The organism is Devosia sp. 919 (genome assembly GCF_013185965.1).
Taxonomy (GTDB): Bacteria; Pseudomonadota; Alphaproteobacteria; order Rhizobiales; family Devosiaceae; genus Devosia.
Window position 1 is genome coordinate 270,622 of the sequence record NZ_JABAOL010000001.1, and the last position, 24,787, is coordinate 295,408.

Annotated in this window: 21 protein-coding genes; 14 read left to right on the top strand and 7 right to left on the bottom strand. The window is 64.6% G+C overall.

Features of this window, described 5'->3' with window-relative positions:
- Positions 1-24 precede the first annotated feature (24 nt).
- The gene (locus HRQ64_RS01365; RefSeq protein WP_172121727.1) at positions 25-663 is read left to right on the top strand and encodes a DUF1294 domain-containing protein; all 639 of its coding nucleotides are present in this window, start codon (positions 25-27) and stop codon (positions 661-663) included.
- Here the strand turns inward: HRQ64_RS01365 and HRQ64_RS01370 are convergent.
- Positions 660-1,355, bottom strand: a complete 696-nt coding sequence (locus HRQ64_RS01370; RefSeq protein WP_349236656.1) for a YafY family protein — start codon at positions 1,353-1,355, stop codon at positions 660-662. The genes HRQ64_RS01365 and HRQ64_RS01370 overlap by 4 nt on opposite strands.
- A 110-nt stretch (positions 1,356-1,465) precedes the next feature.
- Positions 1,466-2,476: an aldose epimerase family protein gene (locus HRQ64_RS01375; protein ID WP_172121728.1), complete on the bottom strand. Its 1,011-nt coding sequence runs from the start codon at positions 2,474-2,476 to the stop codon at positions 1,466-1,468.
- A gap of 125 nt (positions 2,477-2,601) precedes the next feature.
- Between HRQ64_RS01375 and HRQ64_RS01380 the strand changes: the two genes are divergently transcribed.
- From HRQ64_RS01380 to HRQ64_RS01425, 10 genes are all read left to right on the top strand, one after another.
- Positions 2,602-3,642 (top strand): LacI family DNA-binding transcriptional regulator, encoded by a 1,041-nt coding sequence (locus tag HRQ64_RS01380; RefSeq protein ID WP_349236657.1) that lies wholly within the window; start codon positions 2,602-2,604, stop codon positions 3,640-3,642.
- A gap of 93 nt (positions 3,643-3,735) precedes the next feature.
- Positions 3,736-5,202: a xylulokinase gene (xylB, locus tag HRQ64_RS01385; RefSeq protein ID WP_172121729.1), complete on the top strand. Its 1,467-nt coding sequence runs from the start codon at positions 3,736-3,738 to the stop codon at positions 5,200-5,202.
- Positions 5,199-6,506, top strand: coding sequence for a xylose isomerase (gene xylA / locus HRQ64_RS01390; RefSeq protein WP_172121730.1), 1,308 nt, complete (start codon positions 5,199-5,201; stop codon positions 6,504-6,506). Before xylB ends, xylA begins: the two co-directional genes overlap by 4 nt.
- Before the next feature lie 276 nt (positions 6,507-6,782).
- On the top strand, positions 6,783-8,396 hold the full coding sequence (locus HRQ64_RS01395) for a glycoside hydrolase family 43 protein (RefSeq protein ID WP_172121731.1): 1,614 nt from the start codon (positions 6,783-6,785) through the stop codon (positions 8,394-8,396).
- Positions 8,397-8,579: 183 nt separating this feature from the next.
- Positions 8,580-9,395: a DUF2189 domain-containing protein gene (locus tag HRQ64_RS01400; protein WP_172121732.1), complete on the top strand. Its 816-nt coding sequence runs from the start codon at positions 8,580-8,582 to the stop codon at positions 9,393-9,395.
- Between the two features lie 104 nt (positions 9,396-9,499).
- Positions 9,500-12,211, top strand: a complete 2,712-nt coding sequence (gene mutS, locus HRQ64_RS01405; RefSeq protein ID WP_248307148.1) for a DNA mismatch repair protein MutS — start codon at positions 9,500-9,502, stop codon at positions 12,209-12,211.
- A complete protein-coding gene (locus HRQ64_RS01410; protein WP_172121733.1) occupies positions 12,192-14,990 on the top strand; it encodes a [protein-PII] uridylyltransferase in 2,799 nt (932 codons plus the stop codon). Before mutS ends, HRQ64_RS01410 begins: the two co-directional genes overlap by 20 nt.
- A 24-nt stretch (positions 14,991-15,014) precedes the next feature.
- On the top strand, positions 15,015-16,604 hold the full coding sequence (gene murJ / locus HRQ64_RS01415) for a murein biosynthesis integral membrane protein MurJ (RefSeq protein WP_172121734.1): 1,590 nt from the start codon (positions 15,015-15,017) through the stop codon (positions 16,602-16,604).
- A gap of 78 nt (positions 16,605-16,682) precedes the next feature.
- Positions 16,683-17,717: a tryptophan--tRNA ligase gene (gene trpS / locus HRQ64_RS01420; protein ID WP_172121735.1), complete on the top strand. Its 1,035-nt coding sequence runs from the start codon at positions 16,683-16,685 to the stop codon at positions 17,715-17,717.
- An 11-nt stretch (positions 17,718-17,728) separates the two neighbouring features.
- Positions 17,729-18,202, top strand: coding sequence for a universal stress protein (locus tag HRQ64_RS01425; protein WP_172121736.1), 474 nt, complete (start codon positions 17,729-17,731; stop codon positions 18,200-18,202).
- A 411-nt stretch (positions 18,203-18,613) separates the two neighbouring features.
- On the opposite strand, the gene HRQ64_RS01430 is transcribed toward HRQ64_RS01425, so the two are convergent.
- Positions 18,614-18,913 (bottom strand): DUF3817 domain-containing protein, encoded by a 300-nt coding sequence (locus HRQ64_RS01430; protein ID WP_172121737.1) that lies wholly within the window; start codon positions 18,911-18,913, stop codon positions 18,614-18,616.
- Between the two features lie 126 nt (positions 18,914-19,039).
- Between HRQ64_RS01430 and HRQ64_RS01435 the strand changes: the two genes are divergently transcribed.
- Positions 19,040-19,609: a NifU family protein gene (locus HRQ64_RS01435; protein ID WP_172121738.1), complete on the top strand. Its 570-nt coding sequence runs from the start codon at positions 19,040-19,042 to the stop codon at positions 19,607-19,609.
- 49 nt (positions 19,610-19,658) lie between these two features.
- Here the strand turns inward: HRQ64_RS01435 and HRQ64_RS01440 are convergent, their stop codons facing one another.
- The 4 genes from HRQ64_RS01440 to miaB all read right to left on the bottom strand — a co-directional run bounded on the left by HRQ64_RS01440 (position 19,659) and on the right by miaB (position 23,865).
- Positions 19,659-20,693, bottom strand: a complete 1,035-nt coding sequence (locus HRQ64_RS01440; RefSeq protein ID WP_248305194.1) for a hemolysin family protein — start codon at positions 20,691-20,693, stop codon at positions 19,659-19,661.
- Positions 20,694-20,753: 60 nt separating this feature from the next.
- A complete protein-coding gene (gene ybeY / locus HRQ64_RS01445) occupies positions 20,754-21,200 on the bottom strand; it encodes an rRNA maturation RNase YbeY (protein WP_349236658.1) in 447 nt (148 codons plus the stop codon).
- 23 nt (positions 21,201-21,223) lie between these two features.
- On the bottom strand, positions 21,224-22,255 hold the full coding sequence (locus tag HRQ64_RS01450) for a PhoH family protein (RefSeq protein WP_248307150.1): 1,032 nt from the start codon (positions 22,253-22,255) through the stop codon (positions 21,224-21,226).
- Positions 22,256-22,425: 170 nt separating this feature from the next.
- Entirely contained in the window at positions 22,426-23,865 is a 1,440-nt protein-coding gene (gene miaB / locus HRQ64_RS01455) for a tRNA (N6-isopentenyl adenosine(37)-C2)-methylthiotransferase MiaB (protein ID WP_172121740.1), read from the bottom strand.
- 101 nt (positions 23,866-23,966) lie between these two features.
- Here miaB and HRQ64_RS01460 point away from each other — a divergent pair, with 101 nt between their 5' ends.
- Complete coding sequence (locus HRQ64_RS01460) at positions 23,967-24,155, top strand: hypothetical protein (protein ID WP_127755023.1); 189 nt, start codon at positions 23,967-23,969, stop codon at positions 24,153-24,155.
- Positions 24,156-24,335: 180 nt separating this feature from the next.
- The gene (gene rpsO, locus HRQ64_RS01465; protein ID WP_349236728.1) at positions 24,336-24,632 is read left to right on the top strand and encodes a 30S ribosomal protein S15; all 297 of its coding nucleotides are present in this window, start codon (positions 24,336-24,338) and stop codon (positions 24,630-24,632) included.
- The last annotated feature ends 155 nt before the right edge of the window (positions 24,633-24,787 follow it).

Consider the following 24,787-nt stretch of genomic DNA (forward strand, 5'->3'; position numbering starts at 1 on the left):
ATCTTGCGCGGGCAGGGGGCTCGCATGCAACGATCCGGTGTGCTGGTGGAATGGAATGACCGCCGCGGTTTTGGCTTCATCGACGGGGGTGATGGCAGCCGTTGTTTCGTGCATGTTTCGGCTATTGCCGGTCCAACGCGTCCCCAGGTGGGTGACCACCTCCGTTACCGGCTCGGCCCCGGCCGCGACGGCCGCCCGCAAGCCATGCAGGTTCAACTCGCTTCAGCTAAGCCAGCGCCAAGGGTCCCCCGAGCATCCATTCCATCTGCCGAGCCGGCAAGCTTGGGCTGGCGATCCGGTGCTGCAATCATTCTGGCCGCGCTGCTTGCCGTCGCCCTATTTCGGGGCTCTGTGCCACTGCCCCTTGGCGGCATCTACATACTCGCCAGCATTCTTGCCTTCTCCTTTTACCACCACGACAAACAAGCGGCGAAGGCCGGGGAATGGCGCGTCAGTGAAGCCACGCTCCATGCACTCGATCTTGGTTGCGGCATTATCGGTGGCCTCCTGTCCCAGGAGCGGTTCCGCCACAAGACGCGCAAAGCGGGCTTTATTGCCTTCACCTTCGTGATCGCGGCCATGCACCTGCTCTGGTTGGGGGGCCTCGCCACGGGTCTGATCACCACCGCGGAACTGACCGACCTTTTGTCCCTATGGCCCTAGTGTTCCCACTTGGCCTCCCAGTCGGGGTAATGCTCTTCCCAGAGCGCCTGCCATTCGCGCACCAGCGCCGCCCGCCGCCGGCCATAGCGCTCCTCGGTGAGCTCGAGCGCCAAAATCCGGTCGGTGCGGAAATTGCGGAACGCTTCGCGCAGGCAACACCAGGCCGCCACCGTCTGCTTGCCCTCGAAAAACGCCACCTGCACCGGCCAGATCACCCGCTCGGTGCGCTGGCCCGCTTCATCGGCATAGTTGATCCGCAGCGCCTTTTCGCAGCGCATCGCCATGCGCACGTCCCCAAGAATGGGCAGCGGCTCGCGCTCGCGCCACAGCGCAACGGGCCACAGGCCCGTATCATTGATGCGGTCGCGCAGATCCTCGGGCGAGGCGGTGGCGATTTTCGCCAGCGCGTTCTTGGCCGCCAAGCCCAGCCCGTCATCGGGTTGCGCCTGCACCCAGCGCGCGCCCAGCACCAGTGCTTCCAGCTCCTCGGGCGTGAACATCAGCGGGGGCAGGAAAAATCCCGGCTTCAGCATATAGCCGATCCCCGCTTCCCCCGCGATCGGCGCGCCCAGCCCGATAAGGGTCTGCACATCGCGATAAAGCGTGCGCACCGAAACGCCCTGCTCCTCGGCGAGCGCCGCAGCCGTAACCGGCCGGCGGTGCCGGCGCAGCGCATCCATGATCGAAAACAACCGCTCGGTCTTGTCCAGCTTGTGTTCTCCATCTCCGGCCCCTCCCGCTTGGTGCGGAAGGGATGTTGCGCTTTGGCCCTGACAGCCAGTGTCAGGACGGGTGGTGTGCGTCAGCCGATCTCGATCTCGCACCAATGCCGGTATGGCTTGTCGGGCCCATGGATGATCGAGGGGAAATGCGGGTTGTGCAAGGCATCGGGGAACATCTGGTCCTCGAGGCAAAACCCGGAATGCTTGGGATAGCGGCGCCCGTTCAACCCGGGCACCGCCACATTGGTCATCACCCCGTTATAGAACTGCAGGCCCGGCCGGTCGCTCCACAGTTGAAGTGTCAGCGCCCCGTCTGGCCCGCGCACGGTCGCGATCGGGTCGGCGAGGTCGCGGCCGGTGTCGAGCACGAGATTGATGTCGTAGTCGATCGGCGCGCCCGCTGCGTCGCGCAGGATGCGCCCGGCGCGCAGGTCATATTGCGTGCCGCGGGAGGGCAGGATGGCGCCGGTGGGGCACAGATCGGGCCCCAGCTGCGTATAGGCACTCGAGGGGATCTGCACCCAATGGTCCAGCACCAGCGGGTCGGTGCCCAAATTCCAGTATTGATGCTGCACGAGGCTGATCGGCGTGCGCCGGTCGGTTGTTGCCTCGAACTCGGTGCGCAGCCGGTTGCCCACCAGCCGATAGGTCACGGCAAAATCCACATTGCCCGGATACCCCATAGCCCTGTCGGGGCTATGGAGGGTAAACCGCACGCTGTTGCCGGCACTGTCGACCTCGCCGGCCCAGACCTGGCGCCCCAGCCCTTCGGGGCCGCCATGCAGGTGAATATTGCCCTCATTGACCGGCAGGTCGTAGTGCTGCCCGTCCAGGTCGAATGATGCGCCCACGATCCGGTTGGCCACCCGCCCCGTGATCGCGCCGAAATGCGGACTATGCTCGGGATAGGGCTCGAAGCTGTCGAACCCCAGCGCCACCGAGCGCAGGCCCCCCGCCACCGGCACCCGCCAGTCGCGCACCGCCGCGCCATAGCCGATAATGTCGATCTCGACCCCCGTATCGCTGCGCAGATGATATTGATCCACGCGCTTGCCGTTGAACTGGCCGAATTCGCTAACTGCTATGCTCATGCGCCTCTCCCTTTGCGCCCTGCTTTAGCCGGTTTGCGTTCACCCCTGCAACGGCGCACTTGACCAAACACTTGACCTAACCGGCTGCCCTCCGCAGTGTCTCGCCCGGTTTGGAGACAAGGGCAGTGAACGAGATCGGATCGAGGCGCCGGGCAACGGTTCATGATGTGGCGCGCGCCGCGGGCGTGTCGCTGGCCACGGTTGATCGCGTGCTCAACAATCGCCCCGGCGTGCGCCCCGTCACCGCGCAAAAGGTCGAAGCGGCCATGGCCGCTATCGGTTTCCAGCGCGATCTGTCCGCCTCCCTGCTGGCCCGGGGGCGCGATCTGCGCGTCGTTTTCCTCCTGCCCGCCGGCTCCAACGAATTCATGGGCAGCCTGGCCGGCGCGGTGGAGCGGCGCGCCCAATCCAGCGCGGGCGAGCGGCTGGCGCTCGAGCTGCGGCGCCTGCGCCCGCTTGATCCCGAAGGGCTCGCCCGCGCCCTTGACGGACTCGAACCTGCCATCTGCGATTGCGCCGTGATCGTGGGCAGCGAAACGCCGTCTGTGCTCGCTGCCGTCGAGCGCGCCAGCCGCCGCGGCGTCGCGGTGGTGACCCTCGTGTCGGATCTGCCCAATTCCGCCCGCCGCCATTTCATCGGCATCGACAATCCCGCCGCCGGCCGCACGGCCGCTTCCCTCATGGGCCGGTTCTGCCCAAAGGGAGCCATCGGCGTCATCGCCGGCTCGCTCGCGCTGCGCGATCATCGCGACCGCCTCGATGGCTTTGGTGCCGTTCTCGCCCGCGAGTTTCCGGGCTTGCAGCTGCTTGGGCCCCTCGAAAGCCATGACGAGCCCGCCCAGGCGGAGGCGCTTGCCGCCCGGCTTTTGGCCGAGCATCCCGATCTGGCCGGCATCTACAATCTTGGCGCTGGCAATGCCGGGCTCGTGGCGGCGCTTGCCGCTTCCGAGCGCGCCCGCGCCGTCCGCGTCATTGCTCATGAGTTGACGCCCGCCACCCGCGCCGGGCTTGATTCGGGTGCCATCGACGTCGTGCTGGATCAAAATCCCGATCACGAAATCCGCGAAGCGCTACGCGCGGCCCAGCAATGTGCCCTCGGCAGTGCCGCAGTCGTCACCACCGACCCCATTGAAATTGGGATATTCCTGCGCGACAATCTGCGCTAACACAGCAGCCGATCCAAAATTCGGCATCGCCCTAACGGGCAGGGGAGGGACTTTCGTGTTTTCACGCTTGCCAAATTGTGAGGTACGTTCCTCATGACCAACTTCCTTGGCATTGATATCGGCACCTCCGGCGTCAAGGTGATGCTGATCGATGCGGCCGGCCGTCCCATCGGCGATGCCACCGCGCCCTCGCCCGAGCCGACCCGTCCCCATCCCGGCTGGTCCGAACAGAACCCCGCCGATTGGTGGGCGGCAACGCAGGCCGCCCTCGATCAACTGAGCCAAAGCCACGGGAGCGAGCTCGCCGCCGTGCGCGGCATTGGCCTCTCCGGTCACATGCATGGCGCAACGCTGCTGGGGGAAGACGATGTGGTCCTGCGCCCCTGCATCTTGTGGAATGACGGGCGCTCGGCCGCCGAATGCGCCGAAATGGAAGCCGCACTCCCCACCCTGCGCGGCATCGCCGGCAATATCGCCATGCCCGGTTTCACCGCCCCCAAGATCGCCTGGGTGCGCAAGCATGAGCCCGAGATTTACCAGCGCATCCGCAAGGTGCTGCTCCCCAAGGCCTATGTGCGCCTCTTGCTGACCGGCGACTATATCGAGGACATGAGCGATGCCTCGGGCACGCTATGGCTCGATGTCGGCCGGCGCGACTGGTCCGACGAGCTCCTCGCCGTCACCGGCCTTGATCGCTCCCACATGCCGCGCCTCGTTGAAGGCTCCGCCCCCTCGGCCACCCTCAAGCGCGAGCTCGCCGCCCGCTGGGGCATGTCGGGCGACGTGGTGGTAGCCGGCGGCGCTGGCGACAATGCCGCCGCGGCTTGCGGCATCGGCGCCATCCGCCCGGGCGAGGGCTTTGTCTCGCTCGGCACCTCGGGCGTGCTCTTTGTCTCCAACGACAAGTTCCGCCCCAACACCTCGGGCGCCGTGCATGCCTTTTGCCATGCCGTTCCCGACACCTGGCACCAGATGGGCGTGATCCTGTCGGCCACCGACTCCCTCAATTGGCTTGGCCACATCACCGGCCAAAAGCCGGCCGCGCTCGCTGGCGCTGCCGAAGCGGCTTTCACCGGTCCCGGCGAGGAGATTTTCCTGCCTTATCTCTCGGGCGAACGCACGCCCCACAACAATGCCGGTGCCCGCGGCTCCTTTGTTGGCCTCTCCCACCGCTCCGATCCCGCCCGGCTCGCCCAGGCGGTGATGGAAGGGGTCAGCTTTGCCGTGCGCGATTGCCAACGCGTCCTTGAGGATGCCGGCACCCAGATCAACCGGCTGATCGCGGTGGGCGGCGGCAGCCGCTCCGCGCTCTGGCTCAAGCTGATCGCCACCAATCTCAACACCGAGATCGCCCTGCCTGAAGATGGCGATTTCGGCGGCGCGCTGGGCGCGGCTCGTCTCGGGCTCTGCGCGGCCACTGGCGCCAACCCCGCCGAGGTGATGACCATGCCCGCCATCAAGACCGTCATTGCACCCGATGCCCGTTTGTCGGCTGCCTATACCGAGCAATACCAGCGCTACCGCGCGCTTTATCCCGCCATCGAGGAGGCACGTACGTGACTGATTTTTTCAAGGGCATTTCGCCCGTCAAATATGAAGGCCCGTCGAGCACCAATCCGCTCGCCTATACCCATTACAACAAGGACGAGATGGTCGCCGGCAAGCGGATGGAGGACCATATCCGTCCCGCCATCGCTTATTGGCACACCTTTGCCTATGAAGGCGGCGACCCCTTTGGCGGGCGCACCTATGATCGCCCCTGGTTTGATCGCGGCATGGACGGCGCCCGGATGAAGGCCGATGTGGCGTTCGAGCTTTTCGAACTGCTCGACGCGCCCTTCTTTTGCTTTCACGATGCCGATATCGCGCCCGAAGGGGAAACCCTCGCCCAATCCAACCGCAATGTGCGCGCCATCGGCGAGATCTTTGCCCGCAAGATGGAAACGAGCCGCACCAAGCTGCTGTGGGGCACGGCCAACCTCTTCTCCAACCGCCGCTACATGGCGGGCGCCGCCACCAATCCCGATCCCGAGATCTTTGCCTATGCCGCCGGCCAGGTGAAGAACGTGCTCGAACTCACCCATGAACTGGGTGGCGCCAATTATGTGCTCTGGGGCGGCCGCGAGGGCTATGAAACCCTCCTCAACACCAAGATCGGCCAGGAACAGGACCAGATGGCCCGTTTCCTCCATCTCGTGATCGATCATGCCGACAAGATCGGCTTTACGGGCCAGATCCTGATCGAGCCCAAGCCGCAGGAGCCATCTAAGCACCAATACGACTTCGACGTCGCCACCGTTTACGGCTTCCTCAAGAAGTACGGTCTCGAAACCCGAGTGAAGTGCAACATCGAAGTCGGGCACGCTTTCCTTGCTAACCATTCCTTTGAGCACGAACTGGCGCTGGCCGCGTCGCTGGGCATGCTGGGTTCGGTCGATGCCAATCGCAACGATCTGCAGTCGGGCTGGGATACCGACCAGTTCCCCAATGACCCGCGCGAAATGACCCTGGCCTTCCTGCAGATCCTCAAGAATGGTGGCCTCGGGTCAGGCGGCTTCAACTTCGACGCCCGCGTGCGCCGTCAGTCGCTCGATCCCCAGGATCTGCTGATCGGCCATATCGGCGGGCTCGACGTCCTCGCCCGCGGCCTCAAGGCTGCCGCCGCCATCATCGCCGACGGCACCTATGACCAGGCTGTCGACCAGCGCTATGCCGGCTGGACCGAAGGCCTTGGCCAGGACATCCTTTCGGGCAAGCTGTCGCTTGCCGACCTCGCCCAGAAAGTGGAAACCGAGAACCTCAACCCCCAACCCGTCTCGGGCCGCCAGGAATATCTCGAAAACCTGATCAACCGCTTCATCTGACCTCTTAGTCACCAAACTTGGGTGCCGTCCCACCCCTCCCCCTTGAGGGGAGGGAAACGGGGGTGGGGGTTCAAACCTCTCCTCCACTTCGACTTCGCCGCTCGAGCGTCCCCGCTTCGGACAGTTCGAACCGCCCCGATCTCTCCTCCGCCACCCCGCCCCCTTGAGGGGAGGGGCCGGGGGAGGGGGTCCCTCAGTGACCCCGCCAACCATCCCGGTTCTCTGCTCCATAGAGGACCCAAGGCACCGCCACCGCTGCGCTCGCGCGAGGAACCCATGCCCACCATCACCAATCCCATTCTGCCCGGCTTTAATCCCGATCCCTCGATCTGCCGCGTCGGCGAGGATTATTACATCGCCACCTCCACCTTCGAGTGGTTCCCGGGCGTGCAGATCCACCATTCCCGCGACCTCGCCAACTGGGACCTGGTCTGCCGCCCGCTCACCCGCAAAACCCAGCTCGACATGCGCGGCGATCCCGACAGCTGCGGCGTCTGGGCCCCCGACATTTCCTATGCCGATGGCCTCTTCTGGCTCGTCTATACCGACGTCAAGCGCAAGGACGGCTCCTTCAAGGACGCCCATAACTACATCGTCACCGCCCCCTCGATCGAGGGGCCCTGGTCGGACCCGATCTACATCAACTCCTCGGGCTTCGATCCCTCGCTGTTCCACGACGATGACGAGCGCAAGTGGTTCGTCAACATGCTCTGGGACCACCGCACCCGCCCGCTCAAATTCGCCGGCATTGCGCTCCAGGAATTCGATCCCGCCTCCGGCAAGCTCATCGGCCCGGTCACCAATATCTACCAGGGCACCGACCTCAAGCTCGTCGAGGGCCCCCATCTTTATAAGCGCAACGGCTGGTACTACCTGCTGACCGCCGAGGGCGGCACCGCCTATGAGCATGCCTGCACCTTTGCCCGTTCGCGCACCATCGATGGGCAATACGAAACCCACCCGGACAAGCATATCCTCACCTCCAAGGACGCGCCCTTTGCCGCCATCCAGCGCGCCGGCCATGGCGATCTCGTCGAAACCCCCGAGGGCAAGACCTATCTCGTCCATCTCGGCGGCCGCCCCACCACCCAGAACCGCCGCTGCGTTCTGGGCCGCGAAACCTCCATCCAGGAAGCCTATTGGGGCGATGACGACTGGATTCACGTGAAACAGGGTCCCGTGCCCTCTCTCCATGTCGAGGTGCCCGGCACCCGCAACGACACCCCCTATTGGAGCGAGCAGCGCTACAGCTTTGCCGATGGCGAACTGCACCAGGACTTCCAGTGGCTGCGCACCCCCGAGCCCGAGCGCATCTTTGCGCTCGAGGATGGCAAGCTGCGCCTTTTCGGCCGCGAATCCATCGGCTCCTGGTTCGAGCAATCCCTCGTCGCCCGCCGCCAGACCCACTTCTCCTACGATGCCGAAACCACGCTCAGCTTCGATCCCGTCGACGAACGCACCATGGCGGGCCTCACCGCCTATTACAGCCGCTACAATTTCTTTTATCTCGCCGTCACCGCCCATTCCGATGGCCAGCGCGAGCTGCTCTTGATGAGCTCCGAAATGAGCTGGCCCGACGGCAATCTGCGCTTCCCCGCAGAACCCGTGCAGATCCCCCAGACCGGCAAGCTCAAGCTCGCCCTCTCCATTCGCGGGGCCGCGCTGCAGTTCTATTACGCCCTCGAAGGCGAAGCTATGCAGCCCATCGGGCCCGTGCTCGATGCCTCCATCCTTTCGGATGAATGCGGTGGCCACCAGGCCCATGGCTCCTTCACCGGCGCCTTTGTCGGCGTCGCTGCCCAGGATCTCAACGGCACCGCCCGCCCGGCCGATTTCGACTACTTCATCTATCGCCCCGAGCACCACGCCAGCGACCGCTACGAAATCTGACGCTCAACCACGAGGGGGCAGGGCAGGGCACTTCTCCCGCCCTGCCCCTTCACATCTTGCGGATGGGGGCGACAGCGCGTCGCACCTGTCCTATCCTCCCCTCGTTGCGGCTGCGGGTCCGCCCTGCGCATCACTGGCGTCGCTCAGCGGGCCATGTGGCCTCCATTGGAGGATAAACTCGCCATGGCCAATTTCCACATCGTTACCGGCGCGGGCACCAAGCTCGATATGCCGGTCATCCGCACCATTACCTTTGCCGATCTGGTCGCGGCCCTGCGCGCCGGGGCCGACGATTTCTGGGCCAAGCCCAGCCATTATCTCCTGCTCGCCGTGATCTACCCCATTGTCGGCGTCGTGCTCACCGTCTGGATGAGCGGCTTTCAAACCTGGCCGCTGCTTTATCCACTGATCGGCGGCTTTGCGCTGATCGGCCCCATTGCGGCGCTCCCCTTGTATGAAGTCAGCCGCCGGCGCGAACAGGGCGAGGATATTTCCTGGGGCGAGGCCATGAACGTGCTGCGCTCCCCCGCCATTGGCGCCATCGCCGTTATCGGCATCATGCTCTTTGTCCTTTTCACCCTCTGGCTCACCGCCGCCCAAGGCCTCTACGAAGCGCTGATCGGCTCCTCTCCCCCGCGCACCCTCAACGCCTTCCTCGCCCAAATCCTGGGCGAACCCGGCGGCCGCACGCTCCTTGTTGCCGGCACGCTGCTGGGCGCGGCCTTTGCCCTTGTGACCCTCTGCACCACGGTCATTGCCTTCCCACTGCTGCTGGATCGCGATGTGGGCGCCTATGTCGCCATCGAAACTTCGTTCCGCGCCGTGCTCCATAATCCCATTCCCATGCTGGCCTGGGGCATCATGGTCGGCGCTGGCCTCTTCCTCGGCTCGCTGCCGCTCTTTGTCGGGCTGGCGGTGGTGATCCCCATTTTCGGTCACGCCACGTGGCACCTCTATCGCAAGCTCGTGGACCCGGCCTCGCTCATCCGGGGCGCCTGAAAACCGGGCGCCAATCTTGCGGGCATATCCAAACTGCCGCAGTTGGCATTGCCCCGCCAATTCCGTAAGGTCCGCGCTTTCGAGCCCGGACCTTTGAGAGCTTGATGCACGGATCGCCCACTTCGCCCGCCCCAACCGGCCCAGCCCCGACGCTGACGCCGATGATGGCCCAGTTCTTCGAGATCAAGGCGAACCATCCCGGCTATCTGCTGTTTTATCGCATGGGCGATTTCTACGAGCTGTTCTTCGAGGACGCCGAAATCGCCAGCGCCGCCCTCGGCATCGTGCTGACCAAGCGCGGCAAGCATCTGGGGCAGGATATCGGCATGTGCGGCGTGCCCATCCATGCCGCCAATGATTATCTCAATAAGCTCATCAAGCTCGGGCACCGCGTCGCCATCTGCGAGCAGGTGGAAGATCCCGCCGAAGCCAAAAAGCGTGGCGCCAAATCGGTGGTGCGGCGCGAAGTCGTGCGCCTCATCACCGCCGGCACCCTCACCGAAGACGATCACCTCGACGCCCGCCGCTCCAATTTTCTCGCCGCGCTCGCCGCCGTCCGCCACGGCCAAACCGATTTCGCCCTCGCCTGGGCCGATATCTCGACCGGCGAAACCTTTACCCTCGAGCTGGCCGCCACCGAGCTCGCCGATGAACTTGCGCGCATCGATCCCGCCGAACTCCTCGTCAGCGCCCCGACGCGCCTGCTCCTCCGCGAGCAGCATCTTTGGGCCCCCGCCTGGGACAAGCTCACCCACGAAGCCGACGCGGCCGTTTTTGACAGCGAAGCCGGCACCGCCCGCATCCGCGCGGCCCTCGGTGGCGAGGGCTTTGACCCGACCGCCTTGTCCCGTCCGGCCCGCGCGGCGCTGGGCGCGCTGCTCGCCTATGCCGAGGATAGCCAGAAGGGCGCGGCGGTACCCCTCCGCGCGCCAGCCAGCGAAGCGCCCGGCAAGTTCATGGCCATCGACAGCGCCACCCGCGCTTCCCTTGAATTGCACCAGACCCAGCGCGGTGAGAGCCGCGGCTCGCTCCGCCACGCCATTGACCTCACCGTCACCGCCCCCGGCTCGCGCCTCCTGGCCGCCCGCCTTGCCGCCCCGCTCAACGATGCCCGGGCCATCAACGAGCGCCTCGATGCGGTCGCGGCCCTGGCGCAAGACCCGACCCTGACCGCGCGCCTGCGCACCGAGCTTAAGGCCGTGCCCGATCTCGCCCGCGCCCTGACCCGTCTGGCGCTGGAACGCGGCGGCCCGCGTGATCTGGCTGCCATCGGCCGTGCCATCGCCGCCGCAGCCGCGCTCGGCGGGCAACTCGCGGGCGTCGAAGGCTCGACCACCCTCGCGCGGCTGCACGCCATCCTGTCCGGCGCTCCGCTCCATCTTGCCACCAGCCTGGGTAACGCCCTCGCCGATGAACTGCCGCTCCTCGCCCGCGATGGCGGCTTTGTGCGCGACGGCTATGAGCCCAAGCTCGATGCCGAGCGCCTCCTTGGCCGGGAAACCCGCGCCGTCGTCGCCGCGCTCCAGGCCGATCTCGTGGCGCAAACCGATATTCGGGCCCTCAAAATCCGGCACAACGGCATGCTGGGCTTTTTCGTTGAAGTCCCCGCCGCCCAAGGCGCCAAGCTCCTTGAAGAGCCGCTGCGCCAAAGCTTCATTCACCGCCAGACCATGGTCAACGCCATGCGGTTCACCACGGCCGAACTGGCCGAGCTCGAAGGCCGCATCGCCCGCGCCGGCGACGCCGCGCTCGAGCTCGAAACCGCGATCTTCGCGCGCCTCCGCACTGGCGTGCTCGACCACACACCAACCCTGCGCGCCCTCGCCGATGCGCTGGCCGAGCTTGATGTCACCGCCGCGCTCGCCCATCTCGCCGCCACCCGCAACTATGTGCGCCCCGAGATCGACACTTCCCTCGCCTTTGCCATCACCGCCGGCCGCCATCCGGTGGTCGAGGAAATGGTGCGCGCCGACGGCAAGTCTTTTGTCGCCAATGATGCCGATCTATCGGGTGACGAGGCGTCGGGCGGCGGGCATCTCTGGCTCGTCACCGGCCCCAATATGGGCGGTAAATCGACCTTCCTGCGCCAGAACGCCCTTCTTGCCATTCTCGCGCAAATGGGCAGTTTCGTACCCGCCGATCGCGCCCATATCGGAGTGGTCGATCGCCTGTTCTCGCGCGTCGGCGCTTCAGACGACATCGCCCATGGGCGCTCCACCTTCATGGTGGAAATGGTGGAAACCGCCGCGATCCTCAATCGCGCCACCCGCCGCTCCCTCGTCGTGCTCGATGAGATCGGCCGCGGCACCGCCACTTTCGATGGTCTGTCCATTGCCTGGGCAGCCGTTGAGGCGCTGCACGAAACCACCGGCTGCCGTGCGCTCTTTGCTACCCACTTCCATGAGCTGACCAGCCTCGCCAAGACCCTGACGCGCGTGTCCAATCACACCATGAAGGTGCGAGAATGGGAGGGCGAGGTCGTGTTCCTCCATGAAGTGGGGCAGGGGGCGGCCGACCGCTCCTATGGCATCCAGGTTGCCCGTCTCGCCGGCCTGCCCGAGCCGGTTCTGCGCCGTGCTCGCCAAGTCTTGACCGTGCTGGAGGAGCGCGCGGCGGGTGCGGCCCCTTCCGGCCGCGTCACCAGCGTGCTAGACGATCTACCGCTGTTTTCCCACCAGCCAGCGCCGGCGCCCGCCGTCGCCAACCCAGTTGATGAAAAGCTCGACGCTATCCGCCCCGATGAAATTACGCCTAAAGAGGCGCTCGAGCTGATCTACGAGTTGAAGAAAACCCGCGATGCCGCTCGCCGAAGTTGACGCCAAGCCGCGAAAGCCGCTGTTTGCGACCCGACCTGCCCAAGTCATCCTGGAAGAACTCGATGCTGCCATTGGCACCGAGCCACCCAAGAGTGCGGCGGCACGTGCGGCGGTCCTCGCCCATGTCAGGCAGTGCCTTGCCGAAGCGCGCCAGGGTGCCGAAGCCGAACTGATCGCCAGTGGCAAGGGCACGCGCTGCGCCCAGAATCTGTCGGCGGCGCAGGACGAGATCATCACCGCCGTCCACCTCTTTGCCACCCGCCGCGTTTATCCCGTCGATAATCCCTCCGGCGCTGAAGCCATTGCCCTCTCGGCCGTTGGCGGCTATGGCCGCGGCACCCTCGCCCCCGGCTCCGATATCGACCTGCTCTTCATCCTTCCCTATCGCCAGACCCCCTGGGGCGAACAGGTCACCGAATACATCCTTTATATGCTCTGGGATCTCGGCCAGAAGGTCGGCCACGCCGTACGCTCGGTGGATGAATGTATCCGCATGGCCCGCGCCGACATGACGGTGCGCACTGCCACCCTCGAGGCGCGCTTCCTCACCGGCGACAAGGCGCTCTTTGACAATCTCGTCCACCGCTTTGAAACCGAGATCGTGCCTCATACCGGGCCCGAATTCATTGCCGCCAAGATGGCCGAGCGCGACGAGCGCCACCGCATCATGGGCAATACGCGCTATGTCGTTGAACCCAATGTCAAGGATGGCAAGGGGGGCCTGCGCGACCTCAACACCCTCTTTTGGATCGGTAAATACTTCTACCAGGTCAAGACCTCGGCCGAACTCGTCGACAAGGGCGTGCTCGCCCCTTCCGAATACCGCCTGTTCCAGCGCGCCGAGGATTTTCTCTGGGCCGTGCGCTGTCACCTGCATTTCCTCACCGGCCGCGCCGAAGAAAAGCTGACCTTTGACGTGCAGCCCGAATTGGCCCAGCGCATGGGCTATGCCAAGCGCGCCGGCATGCTGGGCGTCGAGCGCTTCATGAAGCGCTATTTCCTCGTCGCCAAGGATGTGGGCGATCTCACCCGCATCTTCTGTGCTTCGCTCGAGTTCAATCACGCCAAGGACATGGACCTGGTGGGCCGCGTGCTCGCGCCCTTCCGCTCCGGCAAATCCAAGATCAAGGGCGAAACCGATTTCATCCTCGATACCGGCCGGCTCAATATCGCCCGCCCCGATGTCTTCACCAGGGATCCCGTCAACCTCATCAAGATGTTCCTCGTTGCCGGGCGCCAGCAGCTGCTGTTCCACCCCGATGCGATCAAGGAAATCACCCGCTCGCTGCATCTGATCAACAACAAGCTGCGCACCGATCCCAAGGCCAACAGCTATTTCCTGACCATCCTGACCTCGCCGCAATCGGTCGAGCGCATGCTGCGCCAGATGAACGAAAGCGGCGTGCTCGGGCGCTTCGTGCCCGAATTCGGCAAGATCGTCGCCCTGATGCAGTTCAACATGTACCACCACTATACGGTGGACGAGCATCTGATCCGCGCCGTCGGCGTCATGGCCGAGATCGCCAATGGCGGCCTGCGCCAGGAACTGCCCCTCACCCACGAACTGCTGCCCCAGCTCAACGACACCCGGCTGCTCTATGTCGCGCTGTTCCTCCACGACATTGCCAAGGGCGGCCAGGAAGACCATTCCGAGGCCGGCGCCCGCATCGCCCGCCGCCTGTGTCCGCGCTTCGGCCTCTCGCCCGCCGAAACCGACACCGTTGCCTGGCTGATCCAGTATCACCTCTTGATGAGCGAAGTGGCCCAGGCCCGCGACATCCAGGACCCCGAAACCGCCAAGGCCTTTGCCGATATCGTCCAGTCGCCCCAGCGCCTGGCCCTTTTGATGATCCTCACCGCCTGCGATATCCGCGCCGTCGGCCCCGGCGTCTGGACGGGATGGAAGGGCTCGCTGCTGCGCGCCCTTTATTACGCCACCGAACCGCTGCTCTCGGGCGGCCACTCCCAGGTTACCCAGTCCGCCCGAATCGCCGATGTCCGCGCCACCCTCACCGAGGCCCTCTCAAGCTGGCCCGCCGAGGAAGTAGCCGCCTATACCGCCCGCCACTATGACCATTACTGGCTGCGCGCCGAGCCCGAATTGCAGATCGAGCACGCCCGCATGATCCGCCAGGCCGACCAGAACGGGGACGCCTTTGCCGGCTCCATCCGCGTCAAGGCTTTCGAGGGCATCACCGAAGTCAGCTTCTACACCCCCGACCATCCGCGCCTCCTCTCGCTGATCGCCGGCGCCTGCACCATGCAGGATGCGTCCATCATCGGCGCGCAGATCTTTTCCACCCGCGACGGCCGCGCCATCGACACCTTCCGCCTGCGCCGCACCTTCACCAATGACGAAGACGAAAAGGTGCGCGCCACCCGCATCATTGATACCGTCAAGCAATTGCTGCAGGGCCGCCGCACCATCCTCATCGATCTCGGCAAGGAATCGCGCCACAACCGGCGCCTCAAACCCTTCGCGCTCCCGGCCGAAGTGATGGTCTCCAACTCCCTGTCGGAAAAATTCACCGTCATCGAGGTTTCGGGCCTTGATCGCATGGGTCTGCTCCATGCCCTGACACGTGAGATCTCCGATCTCAACCTCTCCATCGGCTCGGCCCATATCGGCACCTATGGCGAAAAGGCCGTCGACGTTTTCTATGTCACCGATCTCACCGGCGGCAAGATTTCGAGCAAGCCCCGGCAGCGCCGCATCCGCGATGCGCTCCTTGCCGTCTTCCACCCCCGCGCCGCCGAAGCCAAGGTGGCCAATGGCTGAGGCCTTCCCCCGGCGCGCGCGCCCATGAGCCTATACCGCAATTTCCTGTCCGTGGGCGGGCTCACCCTCGTGTCGCGCGTGGCCGGCTTTGCCCGCGATGCGCTGATGGCGGCGGTGCTCGGCATCAGCCCCGTCGCCGATGCCTTCAACGCCGCCTTCCGCTTTCCCAACCTGTTCCGGCGCCTCTTTGCCGAAGGCGCCTTCAACACCGCCTTTGTGCCCATGTTCTCGACCGCGCTCGAGCAGCAGGGCCACGACGCGGCCAAGGAACTCGCCTCGCGCATCATGAGCTGGCTCGTCACCGCCATCGCGGTGGTGACCATCTTGGCCGAGATCTTCATGCCCCAGATCATGGTCTGGTTCGTGCCCGGCTTTGCCGATGATCCGCAAAAGCTCGAACTCACCGTCTTCCTCACCCGGGTGATGTTCCCGTACCTCGCCTGCATGTCGCTGATGTCGGCCTATGCGGCGATCCTCAATTCTCTGGGGCGGTATTTCGCCTCCGCCTTCGCGCCGGTCGTGCTCAACATCGTCAACATCGCCGCCCTTGTGCCGCTGGCCTTCCTCAACCTGCCCGATCAGGCCGATACCGCCTTCTGGATCGCCATCGCCACCATGCTCGGCGGCATTGCCCAGCTGGCGCTGGTCTATGGCGCCATTCGTCGCGCTGGCTTTGTGCCCCGCCTGCGCCTGCCGCGCTTTGACCCCGATGTGCGCCGCTTCTGGGTCCTCGCCATTCCCGCGATCCTTGCCGGCGGCATCACCCAGATCAACATCTTCGTTGGCACCATCATCGCCTCGACCAGCGACAACGTCATTTCGATCCTCGCCTATGCCGATCGCCTCTACCAATTGCCCCTCGGCATTGTCGGCATCGCCATCGGCACCGTGCTCCTGCCCGAGCTCTCCCGCCATATCGGCGCCGGCCGCGAGGCCGAAGCCCGCGCCAGCCAAAGCCAGTCGCTGCTCCTGGCGATGCTGCTCTCGCTCCCCGCCGCCGTGGCCCTCGCCACCATTCCCGTCCCCATCATCCGCGTCCTCTTCGAGCGCGGTCAGTTTGGCCCCGAGGACACCCTGCTGACGGCTCAGGCCTTGGTCGGCTACGCCGTGGGGCTCCCTGCCTTTGTTTTGGTGCGCGTGCTCCAGCCCGGCTTCTTTTCACGCCAGGATACCCGCACCCCCACCGTCTTTGCCGGCGTCTCGGTTGCGGCCAATATTGCCATTTCCCTCTGGCTGTTCCCGACCCTCCAGCATCTGGGCATTGCGCTCGCCACCTCCGCTTCCGCCTGGCTCAATGTCCTCCTCCTTGCCGTTTTCCTGCGCCGTCGCGGCCATTTCCGCATGAGCCTCTCTGAATGGCGGCGCCTCGCCACCATTCTCCTCGTCGCCATGGTCATGGGGGCGGTGCTCTATCTCCTTGCCGCGCGCGCTGCGGCGATTTTTGCCCCCGGCCAGTCCATCCTGCTGCAGGTGGTGGCGCTCGGTGCCATTTGCCTTTTTGGCGCGCTGACCTATTTCACCCTGGCCCATTTCAGCGGTGCCCAGTCGCTGGGCGGCCTCGTGTCGCGCCTGCGCCGTCGCCGGCCCAAAAGCCAAACTCCTGCCGGCTCTTGACCAACTCCAAGGTTCCATACCGGGCATTTGCCCTATAATGCTTCCCCTCTGATCCCATTCCGTTCGACCAGGCGTTCCATGACCTTCACCCCGCGCATCTTTTCGGGCATCAAGCCTTCGGGCGATCTGCATCTGGGCAATTACCTCGGCGCCATCCGCCAGTTCGTGCCGCTGCAGGACACCCACGAGACCATCTATTGCGTGGTCGACATGCACGCGATCACGGTCTGGCAGGAGCCCGAGGATCTCAAGCGCCGCACCTATGAGATCGCCGCCGCCTATATCGCCGCCGGGCTCGATCCCAAGCGCTCCATCATCTTCAACCAGTCCCAGGTGATGGAACATGCTGAACTGAGCTGGATCTTCAACTGCGTGGCTCGCATGGGCTGGATGGCCCGCATGACCCAGTTCAAGGACAAGGCCGGCGAAAACAGCGAAAACGTCTCGCTCGGCCTCTTTGCCTATCCCTCGCTGATGGCCGCCGATATCCTCCTTTACAAGAGCACCGCCGTGCCGGTGGGCGAGGACCAGCGCCAGCACCTCGAGCTGACGCGCGACATTGCGAAAAAATTCAACCACGATTTCCGCAAGCAAATCGCCGAGCTGGGTTTCGAGGAAGACTTCTTCCCCATCACCGAAACCCTCGCCACCGGTCCCGCCATGCGCGTCAAGTCGCTGAAAGACGGCTCCAAGAAAATGAGCAAGTCCGAGTCGACGTCCGACCTCGCCACCATCTACCTGCTCGATGATGCCGATGTGGTGGCCAAAAAGATCAAGCGCGCCACCACCGATCCCGAACCCCTGCCCAGCGAAGCGGCTGGGCTCGAAAGCCGCCCCGAGGCGGAAAACCTCGTTGGCATCTATGCCGCGCTCTCCAATCAAAGCGTCGATGCGGTGCTGGCCGAATATGGCGGCAAAGGCTGGGGGGTATTCAAGCCCGCCCTCGCCGATCTGGCCGTCAGCGTGCTCTCGCCCATCGCCAACGAAATGCAGCGCCTCGTCGCCGATCGCGGCGAAATGGACCGCATCCTGCGCGATGGCGCCGATCGTGCCCGCGCCATTGCCGCGCCGGTGATGGCCGATGTGCGCCAGATCGTCGGCTTTATCCGCTAACGGAGGCCCGCATGGTTCCCGCCAACGAATACAAGCGTAAATTTCTCGTCGTCATCGATGAAACCGAGGAATGCGACCGCGCCCTTCTTTTTGCCGCCTATCGCGTCAAGCGCACCGGCGGCGCCGTCGTGCTGATGAGCGTGGTCGAGCCGCCCGAATTCATCGGCCTTGGCGTCGAGGAAGTGCTGCGCGCAGAGGCCGTGGAACAAGCCGAGCGCAATCTCGACACCCGCCTCGCGCGCCTGCGCTCCATCGGCGACATCAAGGTGGAATCGGTGATCCGCGAAGGCAGCGGCCCCGAACAGATCGAGCGCGTGATCGACAAGGACAAGGGCGTCGCCATCCTCGTCCTTGCCGCCTCCACCTCCCCCGAAGGCCCCGGCCCCCTGGTCCTCCACTTCGCCAACCGCGCCAACGCCCTCCCCATCCCCCTCACCATCGTCCCCGGCCACATGACCGACGAAGAAATCATCGCCATCTGCTAATTTTTGTGACCGGCGGGCGAACGCACGCGACGCCAGCCTCACGGCACCTGCCCACCCTCCCCCGTGCGGGGAGGGCCGGGGAGGGGGTCCATCAGTTCTGGCGCAAGTCGGCAATCTACGGCCAAGGCTAGCACCGAGCCATCCGCCCCATCGTCCCCTCCCCCTTGAGGGGAGGGCCAGGGTGGGGGTTCGAGCCTCTCCACAAACTGGGACTATGCGGGACCGCCCGAACCCTCACCCTCAATCCCACCCCTCAAGGGAGAGGGAGGCGCAACTCCCATGACCGGTGTCCACCCGATCTTTCCCTCGCAAAAGCGCTTATGCTCCTGCCCTCCCTCCCCCTTGAGGGGAGGGCCGGGGAGGGGGTCGATGGTCAAGCACCAAGCCAGCAGATCGCTCAGCCTCGCCCGTTCAGTCCCGCGCCGCCACGGCCATCTGCTTGCGCCGCAACAACCCATCATTAACAAACGTCCCGAGCGGCACAAAGGCCGCCAGTGCCGTGCGCACCCACTCCCCTGGCGTAAAACCCTTGCCCGGCAGGCACACCAGCATGGCCAGCAGATACAGCACAAACGCTGCCCCATGCGCGGCCCCGACGGGCGGCACGAGGCTGGGATTGCCCGAAACATACTTCATGGGCATGGCGATGCCGAACAGCGCCAGCGTGGTGATGCCCTCCAAGAGGGCTAGTCGTCGAAACCATTGGATCATGCCCGCGTTGTACCGCCCGCAGCGCATGGGAGCCACGCGGCGCGAGGTCGCGTAAAGCCTCTTGCACCGCGCCGCGAAAAGACTATTTTAGAAGCGTTCTAAACACGTCCACGGCAAGGAAGCGCCATGTTCATCCAGACCGAAGCCACGCCCAATCCGGCGACCCTCAAGTTCCTGCCGGGGCGCGATGTGCTGGTGGGCGAGCCGCGCGATTTCCGCAATCCCGATGCTGCCGCAGCGTCCCCGCTGGCGACGGGCCTGTTTGCCATTTCCGGCGTGACTGGCGTGTTCCTGGGCTCCGATTTCATCTCGGTCACCAAGGACGACACCAACTGGGCCCATATCAAGCCCGCCATTCTGGGCGTGATCATGGATCATTTCCTTTCCGGCAAGCCGGTGCTGGCGCCCGAAGGCGAGGGCGCTTCCGACTTTGCCGATGATGGCGCCGAGTTCTTCGAGGCCGAAGACAGCGAAACCGTCGAGGTGATCAAGGAGCTGCTTTCCACCCGCGTGCGTCCCGCCGTGGCGATGGATGGTGGCGACATCATCTTCAAGGGCTACAAGGAAGGCACCGTGTTCCTGCACATGCAGGGCGCCTGCTCGGGTTGCCCTTCCTCGACCGCGACCCTCAAGAACGGCATCGAAAACCTGCTGCGCCATTTCGTGCCCGGCGTCGAAGCCGTCCAGCAGGTCTAGGCTATCCTTCACTGACAAAAAAAGCCCGGAGCGATCCGGGCTTTTTTCATCAGGAGGCGGCTTTTTCGCCTTCGCTGCGCTGATCGGTGATCGCCAGCGGCTCTTCGGGAGCGCCACCCTCGGGCACCCGGCGAATGCGCAAGCGCTTGATACGGCGGCTATCGGCAGCCAGCACCTCGAACTCGAACCCCTTCAGTCCGCCGACCTTTTCGCCACGCTTCGGCACGTGTCCGGCCAGGTCGAACACCAGCCCGCCCACCGTATCGACTTCCTCGGCATAAGTGCCGGGATCGAAATCGGGCCCGATCAGCGCCTGCACATCGGCCAACTCCGCCCGGGCATTGGCGATATAGGTGTCTTCGCCCACTTTGCGGATGAGGGCAGCGGTGAATTCGTCGTGCTCGTCCTCGATCTCGCCGACAACCGCTTCGAGCAGGTCCTCGATGGTGACGAGCCCATCCGTGCCGCCATATTCGTCGATGACGATGGCCATGTGGACGCGGCTGGCGCGCATGGATTGCAAGAGGTCCCCGACCGGCATGAAGGTGGGCACGAACATCGCCGTGCGCACGAGATCGAGCTTGCCGATCTTGGAGCGCAGCGCCGGCGACACCAGCTTGACCGGCACGTCCTTTTCGGGATCGTTGACGCTGTCTGTAATGCGCCGCAGCGCGTCCTTGACGTGAATGAAGCCGAGGATGTTGTCGAGCCCGTCCTCGTAGACAGGCAGGCGGGAATGGCCCACATCGCGGAACTTGGCCAGGAGCGTGCCCAGATTGACATCGGCCTCGATGGCCTGGATGTCCGAGCGCTCCACCATCACATCGCCCACCGTCACATTGCCCAGCTTGAGCACGTTCTGCAGGATCGTCCGCTCGCTTTCGGAAAAGTCGCCGGTTTCGGCGCTTCCCGGCTCGTCCAGCGCCTCCTGCAGGTCTTCGCGCAGGGACGCCGTGCCGCGCACCAGCATGGAGCGGATGCGGTTCAGGATCGAAAGCCCCCGGGCGGCTACCGGCGCGGGGGCGGGGGAAGAAGGAGGCTCGGCATTTTCGGGTCGGTGGCCCAAACTGTCACTGTCGGTCATTGTTTCATGCCGCAAACGGCGGCTCTTCTGCTGTGGGAAGGGGTGTGGGCCCTGCGGGCGCTAATCGGCATAGGGGTCCTCGACCCCCAGACTTGCCAATATCTGCGTTTCGAGCCCCTCCATTTGAAGGGCCTCGTCTTCAACAATATGATCATAACCCAGGATGTGGAGAAATCCATGCACCACCAGATGGGTAAAGTGATCGGTAAAACTCTTGCCCAACTCTTCGGCTTCGCGCGTGAGGGTCTCGTGGGCGAGCGTAATATCGCCAAGGATCCCGACCACCGGGCCAAAGGGCTCGATCTGGGGAAAGCTCAGCACATTGGTGGAGCTGTCCTTGCCACGCCATTGCGCATTGAGTTCGCGCTGTTCGGCATCGTCGGTCAGAAGGATCGAGATTTCGGCAGCGCCCGCGATACGTGCTTTGCTATGGGCAAGCGCGGCCAGCACCGCCCGCTCCGCGAGCGGGTCGAGATCTTCGGGCCAGGCGTCGCTGTTGCGGATCACCGCGATCTCGAGTGGGGAAGCGCTCAGCGGGCCACCCCTTCGGCAAGCTTTTCCTGCGCCTTGCGGGTCGTGTCGGCCTCATAGGCCCGCACGATCCGCCCGACCAGGGCATGGCGCACCACATCCTTGTCGCCAAAGCGCGAGACATGGACGCCCTCGATCCCGTCGAGCAACCCCACGGCCTCAACCAGCCCCGACTTTTCGCCCCGCGGCAGGTCGACCTGCGTCGGATCGCCCGTCACGATCATCTTGGAATTTTCACCCAAACGGGTCAAAAACATCTTCATCTGCATCGAGGTGGTGTTCTGCGCCTCATCGAGGATCACCACCGCATTGGCCAGCGTGCGCCCGCGCATAAAGGCGAGCGGGGCCACTTCGATGATCCCCGAAGTGATGCAGCGCTCGACATTTTCGCTCTTCATCATGTCGTAGAGCGCGTCATAAAGCGGGCGCAGATAGGGATCGACCTTTTCCTTCATGTCGCCGGGCAAAAAGCCCAGCCGCTCGCCCGCTTCCACCGCCGGGCGCGACAGGATAATGCGGTTGATATCCCCGCGTTCGAGGAGCGAAGCGGCATGCGCGACCGCCAGATAGGTCTTGCCCGTGCCGGCCGGACCCACCCCGAACACGAGCTCGGCCCGATCCATGGCGCGCATATAGGCGTCCTGCGCCGGGGTGCGCGCCAAAATGGTGGATTTGCGTGTGGCGATCTGGGCCATGCGCACCTTGCCCTTGCGCTCGAGCGTCGGGAGGGTGAGCTGGCTGTCCTCGGTTTCGATCATGCGGATGACCCCATCCACGTCGGAAATCCCGAGCGCGCGCCCTTCCTCGAGCGAGGCATAAAGCGATTCCAGCACGCGCCGCGCCTGGTCTACGGCCGCTGCAGCGCCCTTGAGCAGCACATGATTGCCGCGCGGCGCCGCCGCCACTTTGAGCCTTTGCTCGATCAGCGCCAGGTTCTGGTCGAAATCACCATAAAGCTGCGCCGCCAGGCGATTGTCTTCAAATGCGAGTTCGAGTTGGGATGCCAGTGCGTTGTCTGCGGTGGGTGCCAAATGCCTGCTCAAAAAAACTGGGGCTCCTCAAGGGAACGGAACACTGGCGCTGCCAGCAAGGGTTAAACGAGGCTAGGACGATTTTGTCCCCGCGTCAGCAGTAATATTGTGACGCCCAGGCCCGCGCGCAAGCCGCTCCTTCGCGCAAGCGCAGCTATGCGCCCGCCGGCTTAACCCACGTTCATGACCAGCGTCTCGCTGCGCCCAAACTGCGGCATCTGCGTAGGAACCGCCAGCCGCCCCACCAGCGAATTGGTCGAAGTGCCCACGATTTCCACCTGGTGGATGGCCCCGATCAGCGCGGTGCTCCCTTCCAGATGTACGGCCTGCAGATAAGGCGAGCGCCCGCCGACCTGGCCCGGCATCCGCCCGACCCGCTCGATCAGCACCGGCAGCGTCTTGCCCACGCAAGTATGGTGGAATGCCGTCGTCTGGGCATTCACCAGCTCCTGCAGCCGATAAAGCCGCTCGGTCTTGACCTCTTCGGGCACCTGGTCGGGCAGATTGGCGCCGGGCGTACCCGGTCGCGTCGAATATTTGAACGAATAAGCCGAGGCGTAGCCCACCGCCCGGATGATCGCGAGCGTGTCCTCGAAATCGGCCTCAGTTTCCCCGGGAAAGCCGACGATGAAATCACCCGACAGCGCCATGTCCGGGCGCGCCAGCTTGATCCGCTCGATCAGGGCCAAATACTCCGCCGCCGTATGGCGCCGGTTCATCGCCTTCAAAATCCGGTCCGACCCGGACTGCACCGGCAGGTGCAGATAAGGCATCAGGATGGGCAGGTCGCGATGGGCGGCGAGCAGCGCCTCGTCCATATCGCGCGGGTGGCTCGTCGTGTAGCGCAGCCGCTCCAGCCCGTCGATTTCTGCCAGCAGATAAGCCAGATCCCCCAGCCCTACTACCCGGCCGTCATCGGCCAAGCCGTGATAGGCATTGACGTTTTGCCCGAGGAGGGTGATCTCGCGCACCCCCGCTTCGACGAGCCCCCGCGCTTCGGCCAGCACCTGGCGCACCGGCCGGCTGACCTCGGCGCCGCGGGTATAAGGCACGACGCAAAACGAGCAGAACTTGTCGCAGCCTTCCTGCACCGTCAAAAAAGCCGTAAGCCCGCGCTTGATCGTCACTTCGCGCTTCGGCGCGGGCAGGTGGTCGAACTTGTCTTCTTCGGGGAACTCGGTGTCGACGATGGTGCGCCGCAGCGAGGGGTGCACGGCGCGCCGCGCTTGCGCTTCGGCCAGCATCTGGGGCAGCTTGTGATAGGCCTGCGGGCCCACCACCATATCCACTACGGGCGCGCGGCGGGCGATTTCCTCGCCTTCGGCCTGCGCCACGCAACCGGCCACCCCGATCATCAGGTCGGCGCCATCGGCGCGCCGCTCGGCCTGCAATTCCTTGAGGCGCCCCAGCTCGGAAAACACCTTTTCGGCCGCCTTTTCGCGGATATGGCAGGTGTTGAGCAGCACGAGATCGGCATTGCCGATCTCGGTTGTCGCCTCATAGCCGTGCGGCGCCAGCGCATCGGCCATGCGGTCGCTGTCATAAACGTTCATCTGGCAACCATAGGTCTTGATGAACAGCTTTTTGGTGTTGGCACGCGTCTGGGTCATGGCGCTCCTTTACCAGAGCCTGCCGCCAGACCCAAGCGCTCCCTGCAACTTCCGGCCCCCCGCGCCGTTTAACGTGAGCTAACTTTTTCAAGGAGGTCATCATGACCGATCCGACCACGCCAGGCGCAGCGGCACTCAAGGACGGCGAAAAGCCCGGCCCCAAGGATTCCCCGGTGCAGATCCGTCCAGCCGGCGGCGAGTCCCAGGCCGACAAACCCGAGGATTGGGATGAAGTGGATGAGGCCGTCGACGAAAGCTTCCCGGCCAGCGACCCCATCGCCAAGTACTGAGCGCCTGCACGACCCGGTTGATGGCCGCTGCACCCCTGGTGTGGCGGCTATCGCCTGTTTGGTAATCCAATAAAATCTGGCTTTCCGCGCTCCAATGCAGTATAGGGCAGGGCAACTGGCGGGCTTTGCCCCGTCAGTTTATTCGGCCCCGCCTGGACGACATCCCGGCCGGGGCGACCCATCCTCCCAATTGAAAGGATATGCCCGATGTCGATTACTCCTGAGCGCAAGACCGCCCTGATCCAGGAATATGCGACCAAGCCAAACGATACCGGTTCGCCGGAAGTGCAGGTCGCCATTCTGTCCGAGCGCATTGCCAACTTGACCGAGCACTTCAAGGGTCACGCCAAGGACAACCATTCCCGCCGCGGCCTGCTCAAGCTGGTTTCGACCCGTCGCAGCCTTCTGGACTATGTCAAGAAGATCGACGAGGATCGCTACAAGACCTTGATCGAACGTCTCGGCCTTCGTCGCTAAGCGACGTCAGATGATTTGCGGATGCGGGACCCGGTTCCGCATCTGTCGCCGGCGCCTTGAGATTGCGTCAGGGCGAGCCGAAAGTTCGGTTTTCGAGAACCGGAGCGGAGCGTACATCGGTACCTCAGCACCGGAACCGCAAAAACGGACTTGCA

Bases quoted from the DNA above. Each gene is read 5' to 3' on its own strand.
- HRQ64_RS01365 (WP_172121727.1), top strand. From the start codon at position 25: ATGCAACGATCCGGTGTGCTGGTGGAATGGAATGACCGCCGCGGTTTT.
- HRQ64_RS01375 (WP_172121728.1), bottom strand. From the start codon at position 2,476: ATGAGCATAGCAGTTAGCGAATTCGGCCAGTTCAACGGCAAGCGCGTG.
- xylB (WP_172121729.1), top strand. From the start codon at position 3,736: ATGACCAACTTCCTTGGCATTGATATCGGCACCTCCGGCGTCAAGGTG.
- HRQ64_RS01395 (WP_172121731.1), top strand. From the start codon at position 6,783: ATGCCCACCATCACCAATCCCATTCTGCCCGGCTTTAATCCCGATCCC.
- HRQ64_RS01400 (WP_172121732.1), top strand. From the start codon at position 8,580: ATGGCCAATTTCCACATCGTTACCGGCGCGGGCACCAAGCTCGATATG.
- mutS (WP_248307148.1), top strand. From the start codon at position 9,500: ATGCACGGATCGCCCACTTCGCCCGCCCCAACCGGCCCAGCCCCGACG.
- HRQ64_RS01410 (WP_172121733.1), top strand. From the start codon at position 12,192: ATGCCGCTCGCCGAAGTTGACGCCAAGCCGCGAAAGCCGCTGTTTGCG.
- murJ (WP_172121734.1), top strand. From the start codon at position 15,015: ATGAGCCTATACCGCAATTTCCTGTCCGTGGGCGGGCTCACCCTCGTG.
- trpS (WP_172121735.1), top strand. From the start codon at position 16,683: ATGACCTTCACCCCGCGCATCTTTTCGGGCATCAAGCCTTCGGGCGAT.
- HRQ64_RS01425 (WP_172121736.1), top strand. From the start codon at position 17,729: ATGGTTCCCGCCAACGAATACAAGCGTAAATTTCTCGTCGTCATCGAT.
- HRQ64_RS01430 (WP_172121737.1), bottom strand. From the start codon at position 18,913: ATGATCCAATGGTTTCGACGACTAGCCCTCTTGGAGGGCATCACCACG.
- HRQ64_RS01435 (WP_172121738.1), top strand. From the start codon at position 19,040: ATGTTCATCCAGACCGAAGCCACGCCCAATCCGGCGACCCTCAAGTTC.
- HRQ64_RS01440 (WP_248305194.1), bottom strand. From the start codon at position 20,693: ATGACCGACAGTGACAGTTTGGGCCACCGACCCGAAAATGCCGAGCCT.
- miaB (WP_172121740.1), bottom strand. From the start codon at position 23,865: ATGACCCAGACGCGTGCCAACACCAAAAAGCTGTTCATCAAGACCTAT.
- HRQ64_RS01460 (WP_127755023.1), top strand. From the start codon at position 23,967: ATGACCGATCCGACCACGCCAGGCGCAGCGGCACTCAAGGACGGCGAA.